20 protein-coding genes are annotated in these 22,386 nt (G+C 45.7%); 6 read left to right on the forward strand and 14 right to left on the reverse strand.

What is annotated here, in order from left to right; translation table 11 throughout:
- Positions 1-66 precede the first annotated feature (66 nt).
- The 7 genes from B7P33_RS10540 to B7P33_RS10570 form a co-directional block, all read right to left on the reverse strand.
- Entirely contained in the window at positions 67-1,410 is a 1,344-nt protein-coding gene (locus B7P33_RS10540; RefSeq protein ID WP_141402448.1) for a hypothetical protein, read from the reverse strand.
- A gap of 39 nt (positions 1,411-1,449) precedes the next feature.
- The gene (locus tag B7P33_RS10545; protein WP_097441925.1) at positions 1,450-2,658 is read right to left on the reverse strand and encodes a choice-of-anchor B family protein; all 1,209 of its coding nucleotides are present in this window, start codon (positions 2,656-2,658) and stop codon (positions 1,450-1,452) included.
- A 72-nt stretch (positions 2,659-2,730) separates the two neighbouring features.
- A complete protein-coding gene (locus tag B7P33_RS10550; protein ID WP_097441926.1) occupies positions 2,731-4,200 on the reverse strand; it encodes a magnesium chelatase in 1,470 nt (489 codons plus the stop codon).
- 119 nt (positions 4,201-4,319) lie between these two features.
- Positions 4,320-5,477, reverse strand: a complete 1,158-nt coding sequence (locus tag B7P33_RS10555) for a vWA domain-containing protein (RefSeq protein WP_097441927.1) — start codon at positions 5,475-5,477, stop codon at positions 4,320-4,322.
- A 362-nt stretch (positions 5,478-5,839) separates the two neighbouring features.
- Positions 5,840-6,262 carry a type II toxin-antitoxin system VapC family toxin gene (locus B7P33_RS10560; RefSeq protein ID WP_097441928.1) on the reverse strand — a complete coding sequence of 141 codons (423 nt, stop codon included), beginning with the start codon at positions 6,260-6,262 and terminating at the stop codon, positions 5,840-5,842.
- A complete protein-coding gene (locus tag B7P33_RS10565) occupies positions 6,259-6,507 on the reverse strand; it encodes a DUF6364 family protein (protein WP_097441929.1) in 249 nt (82 codons plus the stop codon). The genes B7P33_RS10560 and B7P33_RS10565 overlap by 4 nt, the downstream gene beginning before the upstream one ends.
- 210 nt (positions 6,508-6,717) lie before the next feature.
- A complete protein-coding gene (locus B7P33_RS10570) occupies positions 6,718-9,558 on the reverse strand; it encodes a VPS10 domain-containing protein (RefSeq protein ID WP_097441930.1) in 2,841 nt (946 codons plus the stop codon).
- Between the two features lie 162 nt (positions 9,559-9,720).
- Here B7P33_RS10570 and B7P33_RS10575 point away from each other — a divergent pair, with 162 nt between their 5' ends.
- Entirely contained in the window at positions 9,721-10,002 is a 282-nt protein-coding gene (locus B7P33_RS10575) for a hypothetical protein (RefSeq protein ID WP_097441931.1), read from the forward strand.
- 109 nt (positions 10,003-10,111) lie between these two features.
- Here the strand turns inward: B7P33_RS10575 and B7P33_RS10580 are convergent, their stop codons facing one another.
- Together B7P33_RS10580 and B7P33_RS10585 are read right to left on the reverse strand one after the other, a co-directional pair.
- Entirely contained in the window at positions 10,112-10,423 is a 312-nt protein-coding gene (locus B7P33_RS10580) for a type II toxin-antitoxin system RelE/ParE family toxin (RefSeq protein ID WP_097441932.1), read from the reverse strand.
- Positions 10,405-10,647 (reverse strand): hypothetical protein, encoded by a 243-nt coding sequence (locus tag B7P33_RS10585; protein WP_097442313.1) that lies wholly within the window; start codon positions 10,645-10,647, stop codon positions 10,405-10,407. Before B7P33_RS10585 ends, B7P33_RS10580 begins: the two co-directional genes overlap by 19 nt.
- A 198-nt stretch (positions 10,648-10,845) precedes the next feature.
- On the opposite strand from B7P33_RS10585, the gene B7P33_RS10590 reads away from it, so the two are divergent.
- The 4 genes from B7P33_RS10590 to B7P33_RS10605 all read left to right on the forward strand — a co-directional run bounded on the left by B7P33_RS10590 (position 10,846) and on the right by B7P33_RS10605 (position 16,914).
- On the forward strand, positions 10,846-12,141 hold the full coding sequence (locus B7P33_RS10590; protein WP_097441933.1) for an aminopeptidase P family protein: 1,296 nt from the start codon (positions 10,846-10,848) through the stop codon (positions 12,139-12,141).
- A 65-nt stretch (positions 12,142-12,206) separates the two neighbouring features.
- Positions 12,207-13,640 carry a sulfatase family protein gene (locus B7P33_RS10595; protein WP_097441934.1) on the forward strand — a complete coding sequence of 478 codons (1,434 nt, stop codon included), beginning with the start codon at positions 12,207-12,209 and terminating at the stop codon, positions 13,638-13,640.
- 76 nt (positions 13,641-13,716) lie between these two features.
- Complete coding sequence (locus B7P33_RS10600) at positions 13,717-14,295, forward strand: Crp/Fnr family transcriptional regulator (RefSeq protein ID WP_097441935.1); 579 nt, start codon at positions 13,717-13,719, stop codon at positions 14,293-14,295.
- 186 nt (positions 14,296-14,481) lie between these two features.
- On the forward strand, positions 14,482-16,914 hold the full coding sequence (locus B7P33_RS10605; RefSeq protein ID WP_097441936.1) for an arylsulfatase: 2,433 nt from the start codon (positions 14,482-14,484) through the stop codon (positions 16,912-16,914).
- Positions 16,915-16,958: 44 nt separating this feature from the next.
- On the opposite strand, the gene brnQ is transcribed toward B7P33_RS10605, so the two are convergent.
- On the reverse strand, positions 16,959-18,236 hold the full coding sequence (brnQ, locus tag B7P33_RS10610) for a branched-chain amino acid transport system II carrier protein (protein ID WP_097441937.1): 1,278 nt from the start codon (positions 18,234-18,236) through the stop codon (positions 16,959-16,961).
- A 352-nt stretch (positions 18,237-18,588) separates the two neighbouring features.
- Between brnQ and B7P33_RS10615 the strand changes: the two genes are divergently transcribed.
- A complete protein-coding gene (locus B7P33_RS10615) occupies positions 18,589-18,846 on the forward strand; it encodes a hypothetical protein (RefSeq protein ID WP_097441938.1) in 258 nt (85 codons plus the stop codon).
- Positions 18,847-18,850: 4 nt separating this feature from the next.
- On the opposite strand, the gene thiL is transcribed toward B7P33_RS10615, so the two are convergent.
- The 4 genes from thiL to B7P33_RS10635 form a co-directional block, all read right to left on the reverse strand.
- Positions 18,851-19,900, reverse strand: coding sequence for a thiamine-phosphate kinase (gene thiL / locus B7P33_RS10620; RefSeq protein WP_097441939.1), 1,050 nt, complete (start codon positions 19,898-19,900; stop codon positions 18,851-18,853).
- A 101-nt stretch (positions 19,901-20,001) separates the two neighbouring features.
- On the reverse strand, positions 20,002-20,376 hold the full coding sequence (locus B7P33_RS10625) for an endonuclease domain-containing protein (RefSeq protein WP_097441940.1): 375 nt from the start codon (positions 20,374-20,376) through the stop codon (positions 20,002-20,004).
- A gap of 117 nt (positions 20,377-20,493) precedes the next feature.
- On the reverse strand, positions 20,494-21,447 hold the full coding sequence (locus B7P33_RS10630) for a succinylglutamate desuccinylase/aspartoacylase family protein (RefSeq protein WP_097441941.1): 954 nt from the start codon (positions 21,445-21,447) through the stop codon (positions 20,494-20,496).
- Entirely contained in the window at positions 21,431-22,315 is an 885-nt protein-coding gene (locus tag B7P33_RS10635) for an ATP-grasp domain-containing protein (protein WP_097441942.1), read from the reverse strand. Before B7P33_RS10635 ends, B7P33_RS10630 begins: the two co-directional genes overlap by 17 nt.
- Between the last annotated feature and the right edge of the window lie 71 nt (positions 22,316-22,386).

Raw genomic sequence — 22,386 nt, forward strand, 5'->3', positions numbered from 1 at the left:
GAATAATATAAGCAGATTAGGACCAAGGAATGGCACTGTCAGTTCCTTGGTTTTTTGATTTGTATACTACTCCACTAGAATCATAACCCCATCCTTACCCCCATGATGTGTGTTGCCCTGAAAAGAGGTTTGAACCTCGCCAACCAAAATCAATTTGCCCGTAGCATCTTGAATGGCATCAAAGCCAAAATCAAGCGCGTTGCCACCAAAGCTTTTTTGCCACAGTATTTTTCCTGCTTCGTTGGTTTTTAGCAACCAGAGGTCATTCTCCCCATGGTTTTCGGTTAAATCGCCATCGGTGCTTTTGGAGTTGCCCGCCAAAATAATCTCGCCCTGATTATTTACGAAAACACTGGCCCCGGCATCAAAACCGGATCCGCCCAAGGTTTTTTCCCAGAGCAATTCGCCTTGATCACTGACCTTGATCAACCAAAGATCGGATTCGCCCCGGTTTTTGGAAATATCGCTATCGGTACTAAAGGTATGTCCGGTGACCACATAGGCCCCATCGGGTGTCTTGGCAATATCTTGGGCAATTTCTATACCGCTGCCCCCAAACGACCTTTCCCAAACCATTTGACCCGTGGCCGAAATTTTGACCACCCAAAAATCGTAGCTACCTTGGGTATCGGAAACATCGAAATCGTCACTTTCGGAAAATCCGGCCATAACAATACCGCCATCGTCGGCCTGTACCACACTATGGGCCCGATCGTTGTTCGTGCCCCCGAAATAACGACGCCATTGTAAATTACCGAACTTATCGAGTTTGGTGGCCCAGAACTCCCCAACCCCGTGCCTTACCAGACCTGAGGTATTCTTTTTTCCAAAATTACCCTGGCCATTGGCCGCGGTTACATCTAAAAACCCAACAAATAGGAAGCCCTCGTCAGCCGTTTCTACCAAATCATAGGCATGATCGTGACCAGAAAACCCAAAACTATATTGCCAAGCAATAGCCCCGGAAGCATCGAGTTTCAATATCCAATTGTCATGAAAACCTTCATTATTGCTACCATCGCCATCGTCGCTCATGGCATAACCCACTAGGGCATACCCCCCATCTTGGGTCTGTACCAAACTTTGTCCGCGATCGTCTTTGCTGCCCCCGTAGGTCTTGACCCATTCCGTTTCGCCTTGGGCATCGATTTTCAATAACCAATAATCGTTTACGGCCGTATTTTTACCTTGCAAATCGCCATCGGTACTATTGCTATAGCCCAGGAGGGCGTAGCCGCCATCGTTTGTGGCAATGATTTCTTGAAAGGTATCGTCACCCGACCCTCCGAATTGTTTGGCCCATACCATTTCCCCTTTAAAAACTATGGGGTCGGCTAGGGCCCCGACATCATCATCGGATACACAAGAGACGCATAATAAAACAAGGCAAAACAAAAGAAAGTACCTCATGGCCAGGGCATTTTAGGTGGTTTAGCTGCGGAAGAATTCTTAATTCGATTCTCTTAATACGAATAATCCCGAGTTGATATCACTCACAATAATCTTGCCACTTTCAAAATACGGATAGACACTCCACACCCCTTTGAACTCAGGGGCATCGTGATTTGGATAGGTGTCGAAATGGGCTCTTTCGGTCAATTGCCCATTGGAAATATCCATGATACGGATTCCGGCCGTATAGTTAGCCAAATAAAACGCATTGCCCTTTACATAACCATTATGATCAATGGCCGAGGTTTTACCCAAATAGGTGTTATCTAAAACCGGTTTGTCCAAATCGCTAAAATCGAACACCAAAGTTCGGGACGATAGGCCAAAATTAACCTCATCCAGCTCATCGCCTAAAATAAAGTAGCGCTGGTCTTCGGTAAACCAGCCCTGATGGGTATAGGCGATATTATCGTATTGTATACTTGCGATCTGCTCAGGATTCGATTTATCGGTCACATCGACCAAAACCACCCTATTTTCATTGGCACCGATAAAGATTTCCTTGCCCTGATAATCGGTATCCGGCCCTTGATAGCTTACCACTTGGGCATCGTGGGTATAGGCACTGCCCCCATAGCCTCCGGCGGCAGTCGGATTTTTAGGGTCGTTCACATCTATAAAATGAACCCCGCCCTTATATTGATCTTGACGATCGGTACCCACCACATAGGCATAACCCGTGGCCTCATTTATCATAAGGTTATGGGCATTTCCGAAGCCAGCGAAAGTTGCATCGGCAGTAAGGGTCTCGGGGGCGTTGTTTATCGCGGCCAGCCGGCCAAGATCAAATACCTGCAAACCGTGTCCGGCGGCTTCAGACACCACAAAGGCGTGGTTTTTAAATACTTTGACATCGCGCCATGAACTGTTTACGGTAGCCGTAGGCATTTTCCCTAAATATACCGGATTTAGGTCATCGCTGATATCTACGAAGGCCGTACCATTGTCCAATCCGATTATGGCGTATTCCTTGCCGGAGCCTGGATCTTTCCATCCCCAGATATCATTGGCAGAAGCCGCCGAAAAATCGGATAAGGCTATTTGCGACCGCAGATCTATTCCGTTACAAGGGAAATTTCCGGCCATACCATTTTCGCAAGGCGTGCCTTCGGTTGGGGTGCCGTTACCTGTATCTGAATCATCATCGCTGGAACAACCCAAAACACCTAGGTAAAGACAAGCTAATAAGACCAGTTGTTTACGCATACTTAAAAGTTTTATAAACCTCAAGGCTTTTTAATAAGAACAATCCAGCAGCTGTTTTCCCTACTCCAAGTCTTATAAGCCACTAATGTAATTGCCATACAGATCCTTGAACTGTAGGCCTTGTTCAAAACGCTGCTTGCTCAATTTGTCGTGGGCCACCAAGCCCCATAACAAAAACTCTTTTAAAAAGGGCCTATCGTTTTCGGGCACTTCTTGGGCATATTGGACCATGATTTCATTTAAAGGTGGAATACCGTTCAAGAAATTTTTATAATCGTCATCGGTACTATCGTCCCAAATTTCAAAACCTCCTTCTTCGAAAAACCAGTGCAATAGTTCGTCGTAAGGGGTTTCGGCATCACGCTTTTCCAGCTTCTTGATTTCGGGAAAATAAGCCGGAAACAAACTTTTAACCCCCGATTCCAACAACCGTTGCGCTACAATGTCGGCCCCTTCCTGTTCGCCTTCGTAAACGAGCTCAATCTTTCCGGTTATGGCCGGAATAATGCCCAAAAAATCGCCCATACGAATGGTGGTTCCCTTTTCGCCACTCCTCAGTATCCGTCTTTCGGCCGTACTTAGCAGATTTTCGTAGGCGGTAATGGCCATACGGGCACTCACCCCACTTTTTATATCTACATACTCACTTTCGCGCGCTTCAAAACCAATCTGTTCTAAAAGATCTTTGGCCAGTTCGGGTACATGGATCTTACCGTTCAGATATTCGGTATCGGCTTCTTGGGCCGTAATTTTTTTAGCAGTGGTAAGGTCTTTCGGATAATGGGTCAGTATCTGTGAACCTATCCGGTCTTTTAAGGGGGTTACGATGCTGCCCCGATTGGTATAGTCTTCGGGATTGGCAGTAAACACGAATTGAATATCCAGTGGCAAACGGAGTTTAAACCCGCGTATTTGGATATCACCTTCTTGTAAAATATTGAACAGAGCCACCTGGATTCGGGCCTGAAGATCGGGCAGTTCATTGATCACGAAAATACAGCGGTTGGCCCTGGGGATCATTCCAAAATGAATGACCCGATCATCGGCATAACTCAGTTTTAAATTGGCCGCTTTTATAGGATCTACATCGCCAATGAGATCGGCTACCGTAACATCGGGGGTAGCTAATTTTTCGGAGAAGCGTTCGCTTCTATGTAGCCAAGCGATAGGGGTATCGTCGCCTTTTTCATCAATACGTTCGCGTGCATATCGCGAGAGGGGCGCCAATGGATCGTCGTGTATCTCGGAGCCCGCTACATAGGGAATATACTCGTCCAAAAGGTTTACCATCAGTCGGGCCAAGCGGGTTTTGGCCTGACCGCGCAACCCCAATAGGTTGATGTTGTGTTTAGATAATATGGCGCGCTCCAGTTCGGGGATTACCGTTTGTTCGTACCCCCAGATTCCTTCAAAGACCGATTTGCCTTTTTGGATATGATCGATAAGGTTCCCGCGTAATTCTTCTTTGATGGAACGCGGCTTATAGCCCGACTCTTTTAAGGCTCCTAAGGTTTTTATCTGGGATATATCTTTGTTGTTCATAGGTTTTAAAACTGATTTCTTAACGTTTCTTTCTTTTCTAGTGCCGATTCCCCCGTTTTAAAATAATGTGATATCTCCCGTAGGTCGATATGACAGGGTATTACATTTGGCGGCCTATATTATTTGATGCGTTTTTTTCTATTGTTCTCGTAATCTTCAAAAATCATTTCGCCAAGGCCTTTGAGACCGGTATACAAGGCCTTGCCCCTATTGGTAGCGGTAAACTCCCTAACGAACTGCATTAAATAGGGGTCTTGGGCAATCATAAAAGTGGTAATGGGTATATGCAACTTACGGGCTTGGGCCGCCATATTGTAGCATTTCTCTACGATATATTCATCGAGGCCCACACTGTTCTTATAGTATTCGCCATTGGGCAAGCGCAGACAGCTTGGCTTACCATCGGTAATCATAAATATCTGTTTGTTGGTATTCCGCTTTCTACGCAGCATATCCATCGCCAATTGCAGTCCGGCTACGGTATTGGTGTGGTAGGGGCCCACTTTTAAATAGGGTAGCTCTTTTATGGGAATGGGCCAAGCATCGTTACCGAACACCAAAATATCCAAAGTGTCTTTCGGGTAGCGGGTGGTAATCAATTCGGCCAGTGCCATGGCCACTTTTTTGGCTGGGGTTATCCGATCTTCGCCATAGAGGATCATGCTATGGCTAATATCTATCATAAGCACCGTACTCATCTGGGCCTTATGTTCGGTGTCTTCGACCACCAGATCGTTCTCGTTTAAATTAAAATTTCCGATTCCGTGGTTTATCTGGGCGTTTTTTAGACTTTCGGTCATAGAGATACGCTCCAAGGCATCGCCATAACGGTATTCGCGATATTCACCCGTATGCTCGTCACCCTGACCCAACTTACCGGTCTTATGGTGGCCCGAGCCCGAGCGTTTGATCTTGCCAAATATCTGGTCCATGGCCCTTTGGCGTAATAAGCGCTCCAATTTGGCCGTAATCCCAATTTTTCCGGGTCCACGATTGCCTTCGGCACCTTCTTGTCCCCCTTGGGTAGGGTCGTCTTTAAATTCTTCCCGAATGTAGCCCTTCCGTTTTAGTTCTTCGATAAAATCTTCAATGGTATAGTCGTCGTCGGTAAGCTGGTATTCGGTATCCAATTGCCGTAACCAAGCTATGGCCTCATCAAAATCGCCCGAAGTATGGGTAATGAGTTCCTGGAAAATATCGAACAAGCGCTCAAAAGGCGATTTCTCTTTAGCATTGAAAGTAGTAAACAGAAATCCGGTACGTTGGGCATCCTCCATATCCTAAAAATACGATATTATGGATGGAAGTAGGTCGTATTTATAAAACCTTAACGGTATGTACCCTTAAAAGAAAGTCGACAGAATTCGAACCTTTATAATTAATAATCTTACGAAAATATGGCAACCTTAGATTTAATACAGCCTGTTCTGGTTTATATCGAAAAAGCCGACGATCGGCTTTAACGTTTTGTACAAGCCATGGCAGACAACTATCTAGAAGAAGATGAAAGCGTGGTCTATTCCGTGGATGGAATACCCTTAATACGAGAAAAAGACCCACAAGGGGCAGCAAACGTAGTTCAAGACCTGATAGAAGTTAGCCGGGGTATTCACTATTTCGGAGCCATTTTTGGGTGTAGTTATATTTTACTCAGACTTTTCAAAAATTCATCAGCTGTCATTACTGGCAAAAGAGATTTCTTAAAGTCCTTTCCGTTCCTTGTTATTATTATTTCACAATCGGATTCCGTCGCACTAAAATATTGAAGTGCATCTTCAAAATCCTTTATCGAGGAATTAAGTCCTTTTTCAATGGTTTGTTCATCCAACGAGCATATTTCACTTATTATCTTGAACTTCCTCAGTTTTTCTTTGGCAATTTCAGCGGTTTCAAATTTTGCAATAAAATAGTTTACCGTTGCAAATGATATTGGTGATACGACCATTGTCAGTTTTTCCTTTTCCGCCAGTGTTGCAATTTTCGCAATGGGTTCATAAAATGGTTTTCGTTCTCCCAAAAAATCCAACATTATATTGGTGTCTATAAAAACCCTTTTGCTCATTTATATTTTTCCATTAAATGGTCAGAGTAATGTTTTTTATAATCCAAATCAGAAGGAATTTCAACGCCTGTCGCTATACTTTTTATAAAAGGGGAAATCTCAAATTCTGGATTTTCATCTTCCGAGGTCAATGTTTGCAAATAAGCTTCTATTATTCGGGAAAGACTCATTTTCTTATTAGAAGCATACGCTTTTGCCTTTTCAATGACACCTTTATTTAGTTTTAATGTCAGTTTTGCGTCCATAATGTTTATGTTGTACGTATAAATATACAAAAACAATCCGTACTGCTAAATTTTGTTGGTTTTGGATTAATTACACTCAACAACCGGATAACATTAACCCGAATTACCGACGCAGAGTAATCCCTATTGTTTACCAGTTCAAAATACAGCTCTACTTCAAAACGACCCTTCTCAAAACCTACAGAAAGGGAGTCTCTCTACTTCCTTTACCTATTCCACGCTAAACCCTTGTTCTGCTTTGGTCTTCCCTTTTTGAAGCACTACCCTGTATTTGCCTTTTGGCAGATAGGTCTTCCCGTTTTTGGCGGCCTTAGGGGCTTCTTTTTTATGTTTCTTTTTATAGGATTGTAAACCATTGGCATCATAGGCGACATCGTATGACAAAATATTCAGGCCTTTGTCGGCTTCCGTACTTACCTCACTCACTACCACCCCTTTTTCGTCTAGGACCTGGGTGGTTACCGTTCCGGCCTCGGCAGCCGTAAAATAGAGTTCTTGCCCGGGAGTATCGGCCTTGGCCCAAACGCTATCGTTACCCCAATTGCCTTTGTGTTTCAGGTTTTCTAGTTTAAAAAAGTGTAGGGGTTTGGCCAACACCTCGGTCGAAATCTGTTGTAATTGATCTATATCGGCCTTGTAAATACTTCTACCATGGGTACCTACCAACAAATGTTTGGCCTTGGGCTGTACGATTAAATCATGTACCGCCACGGCAGGCAACCCTTGGTTGGTATGCTGCCAGCTAGTACCACGATCCAGCGAAATATAGACCCCGTTGTCGGTACCTATATACAGAATATTGGCATTTTCAGGGTCTTCGGTAATTACGTTAACCGGACTCTTGGGTAGATTGGCCGCAATGGAAGTCCAGGTAGCCCCGTAATCTTCACTTACATACACATAGGGGGTGAAATCGTCCCAACGGTAGCCGTTCAAGCTTACATACACCCTTTCTTTTTGGTGCTCGGAGGCCCTTACCCTACTCACCCAAAGATCTTTGGGCAATCCGGCGGACCGGTCTTTCCATTGACCGTCTTGGTAAAGGTGTACCAAACCATCGTCGGAACCGGTGTAAAGCAAGCCAAATTGTGAAGGTGACTCCGAAAGGGCGGTAAGGGTACCATAGGCCACATTGCCTTTTTTGCCCCCTTGGGTAAGGTCTTCGGAAATGGTTTCCCAAGTATTGCCTTGATCTAAGGATCGGTGCAGTCGGTTACTGCCCAGATACAGAATATCTTGGTTGTGTTCCGAGAGTAAAATGGGGGTTTGCCAGTTAAAACGGAACGGACTATCGCCCAATTCGTGTTTGGGCTGTATGTAGGTAAAACCATCGTTCTCTAGATCCAAGCGGTAATAATTTCCGAATTGGTAGCCGGTGTACACGATATTACTATTACGGTTATCTACTTGTACCTGCATTCCATCCCCTCCCATAATGGTTTTCCAGGGGTATTGGCCTTCTTGTTCCCAAGTACGATCTTCCTTGGCCGTATGGGCGCCTTTCCAGACCCCGTTATCCTGAAGGCCACCATAAACGTTGTAGGGTTCTTCGTTATCTACGGTTATGTAGTAAAACTGGCCTACCGCAGGAGAATTGTTCTTGGTCCAGTGGGCACCATCGTCATAGGTGATATTGATGCCCCCGTCGTTTCCGTTAATGATATGTCCGGCTCTTTTCGGGTTCAACCAAATGGCATGGTGATCGGCATGTACGTTCTCTTTTTGAATATTGGCAAAGGTTTTACCGCCATCTTCCGATTTAAAAAGAAGTACCCCACCAAGGTATACCTGGTCTTTGTCTTGGGGTGCCACACAGATCTGGGCAAAATAATAGCCATAACTGAAAAACAGCCCTTCGATATCGGCTTCGTTACGTTTGGTCCAGCTTTTACCCCCATCGTCGGACCTATACAATTCACCACCGATTACCGGAGTATCGAACAATAATGAATTGGCATCTTCGAGATAGGTGGCCAAATCGGCAGGTTTTACGGTTCCCGAACGCACCAACTGCTTTACGTTCTCAGCCCTATATTTTTCCTGAAACCCGTTGGTCTTTAAAAAGTTGTTGAGCTTTTTGTCTTCCAAGGCTAAAAAAGTAGCATTATCCATGGTCTTGAAATCATCCTTGTCTAGGCCTTCTTTTTTCTTTTCCCCGGGTTTCTTCTCTTGCCTGAACTGACTATCGTGAACGGCATAAATCGTTGTGCCATCAAAAGCGGCCAAACCGATCCTACCCACACCCTTTCCAGTGGGGAAACCACTTTCAGGGCCACTGACCAAGGTCCAACTTTGCCCAGCATCGGTACTTTTGTAAATGCCCGAACCGCTACCGCTGCCTTCAAAATGCCACGCCTTACGATCTTTTTGCCAAGCCGAAGCGAAAAGGGTATTGAAATCGCCCGGTACGGCTATTAAATCGATGATTCCAGTCTCGGTATCTACGAATAGGGTCTGGTTCCACGTTTTTCCGCCATCGGTGGTTTTGTAAATACCCCTTTCGGCATTGGGCGAATACAAATGACCGGTAACACCGACCACGACCTCATCGGGATCGTTCGGATTGATCAAAATCCTACCGATATGATGGCTATCGGCCAAGCCCACATGATGCCAGGTTTTGCCTTTATCGGTGCTTTTTAAGATCCCGATGCCCGCATAGGAAGATCGAGAGGCATTGTTCTCGCCCGTACCGGCCCATAGGGTCCCATTTTTCCAATCTACGGCAATGTCGCCCAGGTTTTGGGTAGGGCTTTCATCCATGACCGGGCTAAAGGAAGTACCATTGTTGGCAGTATACCATAAACCGCCCGAGGCGTAGGCCACATAAAACTCGATCGGATTGTCGGGATTCACGTCTACATCTACCACCCGGCCACTCATAATAGTGGGACCAATATTGGTATAGGGTAGGTTTTTAAGCCATGAATTTTGGGCCATATCCATTTTTTGGGCAATGGCCTGTTTTTGATCTGACTTTGAGGTGGCTTGCGGTTGGGCTTGAACATTGTATACCCAAAGCGCTAGCAGTAGGGGGAGTACTTTTTTCATGATCTTTAGTTAAAGCCGTAAAATACGGAAATGATTCGGCAATAGTATTCCATTTTGGTCGACATCTAAACCTTGAAGGCATACCATAAAACGAATCTTATTTGATTTTTTGTAAGGTTTTTCGTTACTTGAATTCGTTAATAACCTTAAAACCATTCTTTTATGGAAGAGTATTTACCGCTGATTATTCAGCTATTGTCGGGTGCCCTAGGGGGTAACCTGGCCGGAAAACTCATGAAAAACCTTTCCTTGGGAACCTTAGGGAATTCTTTGGTCGGTATTTTGGGCGGTGGCCTGGGCGGTTCGCTTTTGGGCATGATCGGACTCGGTACCGACGGAGGTATGGACATATCCGGAATCCTGGGCTCAGTGGCCGGAGGTGGTGTTGGTGGTGGTGTACTTATGGCCATCATCGGGCTCATCAAAAAAGCCTTGGCCAAATAGCCAGATCCACATAATTAGCAAAGGGACTCGTATGGGTCCCTTTTTTTGTCTATAAAACGATGCCAACTTATTAAAATCGAAACCCTTTATTAAATTGCCTAACAAACCATTATTGCCCCTTTAATATCTGAAATAACTTTTGTGGATCTTGCCTATTATCCCAAAATGCGGTTATCAAAATTTCGCTATCGGTAACCTTATAGAATATGCTGAAATTTCCTAGGGAAGCCACCCTAGTATTCGGGAATTCTGCCTTTTTACAAACAAAGGGTGCCTCGGCCAATTTATTCGTTCGTGCGGTAACAAGCTTAACCAGTTTTTTAGAATAGGTAGCCGATTTATTCCGTTCAACCCAATATTCAAGAATCCCGACAAACTGTATATCCGCAGTACGCGTCCATCTTACAGTCCGTTTAACCATTCTAGGTTTCGTTTATCCATGGCTTCTTGGGAAATCAAACGACCATTTTTGATATCCTCATCACTCATTTCCAACATCTGTTTCTGTTCACTGCTGAGTTCTACCATGTCATTTGTGGTCGCACTTGAAGAAATCAGTTTATCGAGTGCAACTAAAAACTCCTTGTTTTTAATGCTCAAAATTTTATCGATCAGTCCACTGCGAATTTCATTTACCGTTGCCATAAGGATTCTATTTAATTTACAATTTCCGAAATTAAAGTGAGGTTTCATAATATGGGGCAGCGGCGGATTCATTCTCTAAACATGATTCATTGCTTAAAACAATCCCTCTCTTGAATTACTGGATGTTTGGGGTTTTCATGGTAGGAAATTTACATCGCTACTGCTTCATTTTGTACCTTTATACCAAATTCTCAATACATGAAATACCTCCCTATAGCATCTGATTTGTTCGTAAAAAACCGTAGCAAATTCATGGGCCGGATGAAACCCAAAAGTTTGGCCGTGTTCAACTCTAACGATATTTATCCGATCAGTGCCGATAGCACTATGCCCTTTCAACAGCATCGCGATATTTTTTACCTCAGCGGGGTAGATCAAGAAGAGAGTATTTTGGTACTTTTTCCCGATGCCCTCAACGCTAAGCATAAAGAGATTTTATTCGTGCGCGAGACCAACGAACATATTGCCATCTGGGAAGGCGCCAAACTGACCAAGGCCCAGGCCACCGAAACCTCGGGCATTAAAACCGTGTACTGGCTCAGCGATTTCGACAAGATCTTTTTCGACCTGATGACCGAGGCCGAGACCGTATATTTCAACACCAATGAACATTACCGCCAAGCGGTAGAGACCCAAACCCGAGAAGATCGTTTTATCGCGAAATGCAAACAAGATTTCCCTGCCCATAGCTGGGCCAAGAGCAATCCGATCTTGCAACAGATCCGTGGGGTAAAGGAAACTGCCGAGATCTACTTAATCCAACAGGCCTGCCGAATTACCGAAAAAGGTTTTAAACGCATATTGCAGTTCGTAAAACCCGGGGTCATGGAATACGAGATCGAGGCCGAATATATGCACGAGTTCCTGCGTAACCGATCCAATGGCTTTGCCTATACGCCCATTATTGCCAGTGGTTTTAATGCCAATGTGCTGCACTATATCGAAAACAACAAGGTGTGTAACGATGGCGATATGCTACTGATGGACGTGGGGGCCGAGTATGCGAATTATGCCAGCGATATGACCCGTACCATACCGGTAAACGGTCGGTTTACCGAGCGCCAAAAAGCGGTATATAATGCCGTACTAAGGGTAAAGAACGAAGCCACAAAGATGTTGGTACCCGGTACGCTTTGGGCCGAGTACCATAAAGAGGTGGGCAAGATCATGACGGCCGAACTTCTAGGTTTGGGGTTATTGGACAAAGCCGATATACAAAATGAAGACCCCAACTGGCCGGCCTATAAAAAGTACTTTATGCATGGTACCAGCCACCATATGGGCCTCGACACCCACGACTATGGTGCCCTTAAAACCCCTATGGTAGCGAATATGGTGTTCACGGTGGAGCCGGGTATCTATATCCCTGAGGAAAATATGGGAATCCGTTTAGAGGATGATGTGGTAATCCAAGAAAACGGAGCGCCTTTGAACCTTATGGCCGATATTCCTATTGAAGTGGAAGATATAGAAGCCTGGATGCATAAAAAGTAATACGTACTGCGTTTTTATTACACAGTTTTAGGGATTGTTAGTATCTTGAGGGCAAATCGCTAATTATGCCTTTTCGAATCCTTATTCTGTTTCTGGTCTTTTCTGCCCCGCTTTTGGCTCAAAACGAGCGCCCTAATATCTTATTCTGCATCGCCGACGATTGGGGCTGGCCCCATGCCGGAAGTTATGGCGATACTGTGGTGCAGACCCCAACCTTCGATGGGTTGGCCCAGCAAGGTATTTTATTCGAAAACGCTTTTGTATCGAGTCCGTCCTGTACCCCGAGTAGGGGTGCCGTACTTACCGGTCAGCATTTTTGGCGACTGGGCGAAGGCGCCAACCTATGGTCTACCTTAGATGTCGCACATCCGGTATATCCGTTGTTGTTGGAACAGGCGGGCTACTTCGTAGGCTCTTGGCGAAAGGCTTGGGGGCCCGGAGATCTAAAAGCTGGGGGATATACTGACCATAACCCCGCTGGGAAGGTGTACAAAGGTGGATTAGAACAGTTTTTGGCCGAAAAGCCCCAAGAGAAACCTTTTTGTTTTTGGTTGGGGGCTTCCGACCCGCATCGACCCTATGAAAAAGGGAGCGGAGCAACCTCGGGTATAGATTTGAATGCCATTGAACTGCCTCCCTATTATCCAGATTCAAAAGAAATTCGAAGCGACATTGCCGACTATTATTATGAGGTACAACGTTTTGATAAGGATGTAGCCCAAGCCCTGGCCTTGCTTCAAGAAAAAGGCGAACTCGAAAACACCCTGATCGTCGTAACCGGCGACCATGGCATGCCTTTTCCAAGGGCCAAGGGCAACCTGTACGATATGGGTGCCCGTGTACCCTTGGTCATCTCATGGCCCCGAAAAATCAAATCGCCAAAACGAATCCAAAGCCCGGTTTCCCTTACCGACCTGGCGCCAACGTTTCTAGAAGCTGCCCGGGTTGCCATTCCCGAAGCCATGACCGGAAAGGCCCTGAATGGATACTTTAATCCTTCGAGTACCTCCAAAAATGAATCTGATTTTGTACTACTTGGCCGCGAAAGGCATACCCCGGCGCAAAAGGCGCCCTCTTTAAACGGTTACCCCAGTCGGGCCATTCGCACCAACGATTACCTCTACATTTGTAATTATGCCCCCGACAGATGGCCCGCCGGTGTGCCCGAAGGGGCCACCCACCCAAAGAATAGTTTTACCGATTCCGATTCCGGGCCTACTAAAACGATTATCCTTGCCCAAAAAGATCAAGCCGGTTATTCTAAATACTACGACTGGTGTTTTGGCCCCAGACCGGCCGAAGAATTGTATGCCATTGCCCAAGATCGCTATCAAACCAACAACCTAGCTCAGCAGCCGGAATATGCGGAAATCAAGAAAAGCCTCGCCCAGCAACTGGAGGCCGAATTGATCGTAGCCAAAGACCCGAGGGTACTGGAACAAAAACCAGCCTTTGACAGTTATCCGTATCGGGCTAGGTATAAACTTAAGGGGCAATAACAGCTATAGCTATAAGTCACATATCCCTTATTTACCATAAAGGTTATATTTTTGGTTTTCATTCGTGATGTCGCCTATGCTGTTGAACCAACTCGAAATAATTACACTGCTTACTACCTATTGCCCTGATATTTCTGCTGAAGAGGGGGAACTATTCCTCTCTATTTGTAAGTACAAAAAGGTAAAGAGTAAAACCCATTTGTTAAAAGCTGGTCGTACCGATAAAAAAGTGATTCTAATACTAAAAGGAGCAGCCCGTGCCTATTGTATTAGTGAAGGGGGCCAAGAGCTAAACAACTACATCCGCCAAGAAGGGAAACTTGTGGGCGATGCCCGCGTCTTTGGAAACGATTCCCAAATATTGGATGTGGAATCGATTGGGGAGACCCACTATCTTGAATTCGATATCATGCTTTTGGAAGAGCTAGGCTTCGAAAACCGTGGTTTGATGAAATTCTATTTAAGCTTTCTCAAAGAAATAGCGATAACCCTTTCGCATCGGGTAAATACTTTTGTTACCATGAACGCCGAAGAACGCTACGAAGATCTCGTAAAATGGAATCCAAGTTACCTTAAATCGACTTACGATAAACATCTGGCCAGCTTTTTGGGCATCAAGCCGCTTACCCTGTATAGGGTTAAAAACAAAAAGTAAGGTTTCTGAATGTACTTTAGAGGAAGGTGCCTTGAAATGGTACCAATCCGTATCATTTAGCACCCATTAGACGCCCAGATTGCCACGTACGATTTATTAATCCCTTTTATCTGGAAAAACCAATCATTTGATGTTTTTTTAGTCTTGGGCCCACCCTAGCTTTACCGAAAATTTCACGAAACAGTTATGGGAATACAAAGTAGAGGAGGCTGGGTATCCACTCTCCAGACGGGCTTTTTGTTGCTTTTACTTATTGGGTGTAACTCCAAGGGTAAAACAGACACAAAGGCCGAACCAACTTCAGATTTTCAAGGCAAAATAGCTTTGGACGTGCGCGATTCGGAAGCCGATTGGGCTCCATATACCCCAAAAGCCGCTCCAAAAGATGCCCCAAACATCCTTTTTGTGCTTTATGATGATACCGGGTTAGCTGCTTGGTCACCTTATGGAGGTGCCATTAATATGCCTACCATGGATAAATTGGCAGCAAACGGACTCACCTATACCCAATGGCATACCACGGCCTTGTGCGCCCCTACACGTTCAACCATTATGACCGGAAGGAACCATCATTTGAACGGTATGGCATCCATAACCGAAACCGCCGACGGATTTCCCGGGGCCAACGGAAGGATATCAGAAGAGGTCGCCCCACTCTCCAAAATTCTACAAGACAACGGTTGGAGTACTTTTTGGGTGGGTAAGAACCACAATGTTCCGGAACAAGATGTGGCGGCCGGTGCGACCAAAAAACAATGGCCCCTGCAAATGGGATGGGATCGTTTTTATGGATTCTTAGGTGGTGAGACCAATAACTGGTACCCAGATTTAGTCGAAGACAACCACTTTGTTGAAGCAGAATATGGCCCTGAAGACGGTTATCATTTGTCCAAAGACTTGGCCGACCATGCCTTGGAAATGATCCGGGATCAACAGGCTACCAATCCTTCAAGACCTTGGTATATGTGGTTCAACCCTGGGGCCAACCATGCCCCTCACCATGCCCCAATGGAGTACATTGCCAAATATAAAGGTAAATTCGATTCGGGTTATGATGCCTATCGGGAGTGGGTGACCGCGCGAATGGTTGAGAAAGGAATATTACCCGAAGGCACCAAAAACACCCCAATCAACCCTATGCGCGAAGATATGGCAGCACATATCGACGATGTACGCCCATGGGATAGCCTAAGCGCCGATGAAAAAATCCTATTTGCACGAATGGCTGAAGTATATGCTGGTTTTTCTGAATATACCGATGCCCAAATCGGAAGAATAATAGATTATTTGGAAGAAACGGGGCAATTAGAGAATACCATAGTGCTTTATGCTGCCGATAACGGCGCCTCCGGAGAAGGATCGCCCAATGGCTCGGTAAACGAAAACAAGCTGTTCAACGGTTATCCCGATGAACTGTCGGAAAACCTAAAATATCTTGAAGTATTAGGCGGACCGGAAACCTATAACCACTTCCCTACCGGATGGGCTTCTGCTTTTTCGGCACCTTTTAAAATGTTTAAGCGCTATGCCCAATATGCTGGGGGCACCAACGATCCTTTGGTTATTTCATGGCCTAAGGGTATTAAAGCCCGCGGTGAAATTCGCCATCAGTACCACCACTCTGTAGATATCGTTCCTACTTTATTGGAAGTCTGCGGACTCGAAATGCCCAAAGTTTATAAAGGCGTGGAACAACTGCCGCTTTCCGGGGTGTCTATGGCCTACACCTTCAATGCCCAACCCAACGACCCCACCCAAAAGAAGATCCAGTATTACTCCATGTTAGGTTCTAGGGGCATCTGGAAAGAAGGTTGGAAAGCCGCTGCCATTCACGCCCCATTATCCGGAAAAGGCAATTTTGACAAAGACGATTGGGAACTTTACCATGTAGACGAAGACCGATCCGAATCGACCGACTTGGCCGAGACACATCCTGAAAAACTGGAAGAATTAATAGCGGCATGGTACGATGAGGCCGAAAAGAATAATGTACTGCCTTTAGACGACCGAAGCGCGGTTGAAGTCCTTGGTATTAAAAGACCTTCGAGCGAACCCGCCCGAGATCGTTATGTCTACTACCCAAATACCGCCCAAGTTCCTGAAGGGGTGGCCGTGAATATAAGGGGGCGTTCGTACAAAATCCTCGCCAATGTAGAACTCACCAATGCTTCGGAAGGGGTTTTATTCGCACATGGTTCCCGTTTCGGCGGACATAGTTTATTCATTAAAGAGGGTAAACTGTTCTACAGCTATAATTTCTTAGGTATTCAACCCGAGCAAGTCATGGCATCAAAACCCCTTAGCCCTGGTAAGTATACCCTGGGCATGGAGTTCATTAAAGAAAGTCAAGGGGAAAATGGCGAAACCTGGGGTACGGCCAAGTTATATGTAAACGAGCGGGAAGTTGCCCAAAGTAAGATTCGCACCCAACCAGGCAAATTCACCCTTTCAGGAGATGGCCTTTGTGTAGGTTATGACAGTGGCGATGCGGTTAGTAACCTATATCCCTCACCCAGTAAGTTTAGAAACGGAAAACTAGATTTTGTTGCGGTTACCGTAGAGGGCACCCCTTATATCGATTTGGAAGCCGAGGCGAAAAGGGTTATGATGAGCCAATAGACTATTAAAATTTAATTCCAAACAAATTGAAAGCCACCTGAATTTTATTTAGGTGGTTTTTTATTATTAAACCCTATCGAGAATATTAACGATATTAAAGCCGGAAGCACCCACCCCATACCATATTCGGCCAAGGGCAACCATGCTAACCAAGGAGCCTCCTTTTCTAGGAGCCCAAGACTTATCAACAGATCGGGCAGACTAAACAATAACGTAGTGACTACCACAGCCCTAAAGACGGTGGCACTGGCCCATCGCGATGGTAAAAGATTCAACAGAATCAGCACTATGGTTACCGGATAGATCAGCATTAAGGCAGGCATTGCCACGGCAATAATATAGGCCACATTGAATTGCCCCATGAGTACGCCAAGTATACAACCGATTAAAGCGGTAATTCGGAAAGCCATTTGTGAATCTTTAAAATACCATTTAAAAAAGTCGGCCGTACCCGTAACTATACCCACCGCCGTAGTAAAACAAGCTAGGGAAACCAATACCGACAAAAACAACTGTGCCGTTCTGCCCAGGGTTTGTTCGGACAATCCGTTCAAAAGATCGGCCCGACTGATATCGGCCGGGAAAAGTCCTTCCATAAGGGCACCACTGTACAATAAACCGGCATAGATTATCAAAAGACCCATACCTGCAATCCAACCGGCCCTACCGATGATCTTTTTGTTAACCCCATGGTCAGTGTTTCCGTCCAGTTGCAAGGAAACTATAATTACTCCACCCACAACCACCGAGCCTATGGCATCGAAGGTGTGGTAGCCTTCCAGTACCCCGTCGAAAAAGGGTGCCGCCATGGCCGGATCTTGGGTCAAAGGGCCAAAATCTAGCAAGGCCACACCAAAAATGGCCAATAGGATCAATACGATAATGGGGGTCAACCATTTTCCGATCAGCTCCAACAATCGCGAGCGATTGACCACAAAAATATAGACCAAGATAAAATATACGATGGCCGTGATCCATGGGGAAACACCTGTCCAAGGCCCCAAGGCGATCTCGTGGGTTACCGAAGCCGTTCGGGGTGCCGGTAAACTTATAGAGATGGCATAGACCAAAAAACAATAGCCCAAGGCAAAGGTTTTGTTCACCTTTTTACCAAAATCGAACATGGTACCCTGCAAACGGGCATGGGCTTGTATCCCTAAAATGGGAATGATAACGGCAGAAAGGGCAAAGCCCAAAAGGATTAAAGGCCAGGCTTTGCCTCCCTGAAACCCCAAAAGCGGCGGTAATATAAGGTTACCGGCCCCAAAGAAAAGGGAAAATAGGGCCAAGCCGGTTACCCAGGTTTTTGTATTGGTTTTCATGGGTTTGAAGATAGGGTAAAATTAATCTAATGTCCAATGCCAAAAGTCTAATGTCCTATCGGTGATTATCAAAAATCCATCCCGTGGGGCTTTTTAGCAACTCGCCTAGGAACACGATCCCTAAATCATGTGATAGTCCGTTGAGCTACTAAAGGCAAACCTTCGACCTGAAAGTTTTACCCTCTCTTTCCCCTATAAAATGACCTCGGATCGCATTTGGTCGAAAAAACAAAAAAAAGAGTGTGTAGGTTTCAATAAAATCGTAGATGGTACCGTTGTCTCATTAAAGTAGTTCCCCCAACTGCCTTAAACACTGCCAAATCTTAATTGTGAACCTAATGCCTACTTAAACATGAAGAAGATGCACACAGGCTATGGCGCCAAGTTCAAGGCCTTTTATTGCGGTTTGTTCGGACACCATTATTCCGTAACCAAAAAAATCACCAATCACATCAAGGAATACGAATGCATACATTGCGGCAAACAGGTTTCTACCGATGTTAAGGGGAATCTATCAAAGCTCACGCCACAACGGCGCGACATCAACAGAACACTCGAAAATTTATATAGTAAGAGACACCGGGCCACCGCTCATCAGCAGGTGGCCTGACTATTTATGCTTTGGCAAAAGAATTCCAACCTTGCGCTGTTAATGGAATTTTAGCATTATTTCTTGAAATCAAATGGGCGCCTTCGGCCTGTTCCGCGATGTGCCCCACCACGGTAAGGTTAGGGTTGCCTTTGATTTTAGGATAGTCTTCTTGAGCGATAGTGAAAAGTAGTTCATAATCTTCTCCCCCACTCAAGGCGACCATGGTACTGTCTAGCTTAAACTCTTCACAAGTACTTATTACCGTAGGATCTAAAGGAATCTTATCTTCAAACAGGTTACAGCCTACCCCACTTTGCTTACACAAATGCAATATTTCGGAAGAAAGTCCGTCGCTGATATCGATCATGGCCGTAGGTTTTACTTCCAACTTCTCCAAAATATCGACAATATCTTTTCGGGCTTCAGGTTTTAACTGCCGTTCTACGATATAGGAATATGGGTCGAGATCGGGTTGGTTCTGCGGATTAACCTTAAACACCTCTTTTTCGCGGTTCAATACTTGATAGCCCAAATAGGCCCCGCCTAAATCGCCTGATACCACCAAAAGATCGTTGGGTTTGGCCCCATTGCGGTAACATAGCTTTTCTTCTTGGGCAACCCCCAAGGCCGTTACACTGATCAGCATACCTTTGGTAGAAGAAGTGGTATCTCCCCCGACCACATCTACCTTATAGATTTTGGCCGCCATAGCCACCCCGGCATAAAACTCCTCTAAAGCCTCTAAGGGAAAACGGTTGGACACGGCAATGGATACGGTAACCTGTGTCGCCCGTGCATTCATGGCATAGATGTCTGAAAGGTTTACGATGACCGACTTGTACCCCAAATGTTTTAAAGGCATATAGGCCAGATCAAAATGCACCCCTTCTACCAATAGATCGGTAGAGACCACGGTTTTTTGTCCGCTATGGTCCAATACCGCGGCATCGTCGCCAATGCCCACTATAGTACTCTCCAATTGGGGTTTTAAAAACTGGGTTAGGTGCTCGATCAGTCCGAACTCGCCCATTTGGGTAAGGTCGGTCTTGTTTTGGTCTTTGTTTTCGATCATGCCGCAAAGGTAGGATAAGCAGACGAAATGTTATACATGAGCAAACCGCCATCCGAAAACTGAAGGCTTCAGATGAAAAGAGCACAGAATAAGAATGGAGTTTATGCGTTGGATCGTTCTTTGATCAATTCGCGGATTTCTTTTAAGGCCTCGCCCAGTTCGTCATAAACGGCCTTGGCCTTTAACCTAACCACTTTAAACCCCCATTGTTCCAAACAAGCGGTCTTTTCCATCTGACGGATGGTATCGGCAAAATTGGAGTAGTTGTTCTTTTCGAGTTCGATGACCAATTTTTTGGAGGGACAGCAAAAATCGACCACATAATCGCCGATATTATGCCGCTTACGGATGTCGGAAGCCCAGTGTTCTTCCTTTAAACGGTTCCATAGGTTACTCACGGCCCAACTCTTGTGATTGACCAATTTTTGCCTCCGTTTTTCCCAGAAAGGGTATTGTTTTTTTCCATCCTGCTCCATGTGTCCAATATAGCAAAAAAGAGAAACCGGCAAGGGTAATTAACGTTAAAAAGCGATCAAATTCCCATTAACGACATTACAAAATTACTTTCCTTTTTAGGAAACAAAAATGTTGACCTAGTGGGGTTTACCCAAATGGAAAAGGGCATCGCCTTGGTTTACCACCGCCTGGTGGTTGAGGCATATCAAATACCCATCGAAAGGTGCCCTTATTTTCTTTATCCGCTTCGAATTGGTGTCGGTTACCAACCCGACCACAGCATCCTTCTTTACGAATGCCCCATTTGTAAAATGTGGTAGAAACATGCCGGCCATGGGTGCCCGAAGCCATTTTCTTTCCGTTAGGGCCACCGATTTTTGTTCCGCCGGCGTTCCCTCGGTCTTCAATCCATAGGCATACATAACCCGTTCAATACCGGCCATGCCGAATTGTATGACTTTTTCATCGAAACGCATACTTTCGCCTCCCTCGAAAACGATTGTGGCTATATTTTTCGCATAGGCGGTTTTACGAAAAGACCTCGGAATCAAGGTAGAGGCAAAATAAAAAGGTGCACCAAAGGCTTCTGCCAGGGCCATACTTTGGGGATCGGCCTCGGTATAACGGATCTGCGGATAATTATGGCGTTGGGCACCCCCCGTATGTAAATCGACGGCCATTTGGGCCAAGGGCAATAGTTCTTTGTTTACCGAACGGGCCACCCGAGAGGCCAAAGAGCCATTTTTACTGCCCGGAAAACTGCGGTTTATGTCCTTACCATCGGGCATATCACGTGAAAAATGGATAAAGCCGTACACATTTACGGTCGGTACCACCAGTACGGTGCCCCCCGAAATTTGAAATCTCTTTTCATAGATCATACGGCGTAAAATCTCTACCCCATTGATCTCGTCACCATGTAAACCGGCCTGGATCAACAGAACAGGGCCTTTCCGTTTTCCATTGAAAACATATACCGGCATATCGATCAAGGTTCCGGTAGGTAATCTACCGATATTGATCTTAACCATGCCATTGGTTTCTGGGGCAAATATTTCGCCCCCAACGGTTATACTAGCTTGTTTCGACATGCTTTTCTATCCATTTGATTATGGCCGCCGCAACATCCATTCCCGTTGCATGCTCTATACCTTGTAGGCCCGGGGAGGCATTCACCTCTAGCAGTAAAGGACCGCGTTTCGATCGGATTAGGTCTACCCCGGCCACATCGAGCCCCAAACGTTTGGCGGCGGTTAGGGCAATATCCATTTCAGCCTCGGTAGCCTTTACGGCCGTAACTTGACCGCCCCGGTGGAAATTGGCCCTAAACTCATCGCCACCACTTTGGCGTTTCATACTGGCTACCACCTTATCGCCCACCACGAACATGCGAATATCGGTACCCTTGGACTCGGCAATGAACTCTTGCACCATAATGGGGGTATCTAGTTTACATAAGGCATCTATGGTCGAATGGGCCGCCGCCTGGCTTTCGGCCAAAATAACCCCTATGCCCTGGGTACCTTCCTGGACTTTGATAATATAAGGTGGCTTGCCCAACAGTGGCAGCTGTGAACGCAGCCCATAGGCGTTCATGGCGAACAAGGTCTTGGGCATGGGTATTTTTCGCTGGGCCAAAAACTGTAAGGCCGTAACCTTATTGCGGGCCCTTAATATGCCTTTGGAATGGGCGGTACTATAACAACCGTCGTCTTCGAACTGCTTTACGATGGCTGCCCCATGACGGGTAACATTGGCCCCAATGCGTGGAATTATCGCATGGAACTGCCCCGATAGGTCTTCATTTTCAAAAAGTAATTGCGGATGCGTTCCCCCTAGGGCCACAAGGGTACGGGTATGATCTATGGCTTCTACATAGTGCCCCAATTTAACCCCGGCCTCGGCAATACGCCGCGAAGAATACGATTGGATCTGAGTGGTGAACAAGGCAATGTCCATGGCTACTGTTGGTTTTCTGAAAAACCAATATCGCAAATTCATAGAAAAATGCCTAACCTAATTTTTTAGTA

This window comes from Sediminicola luteus (assembly GCF_002514735.1).
Lineage (GTDB): Bacteria > Bacteroidota > Bacteroidia > Flavobacteriales > Flavobacteriaceae > HQA918.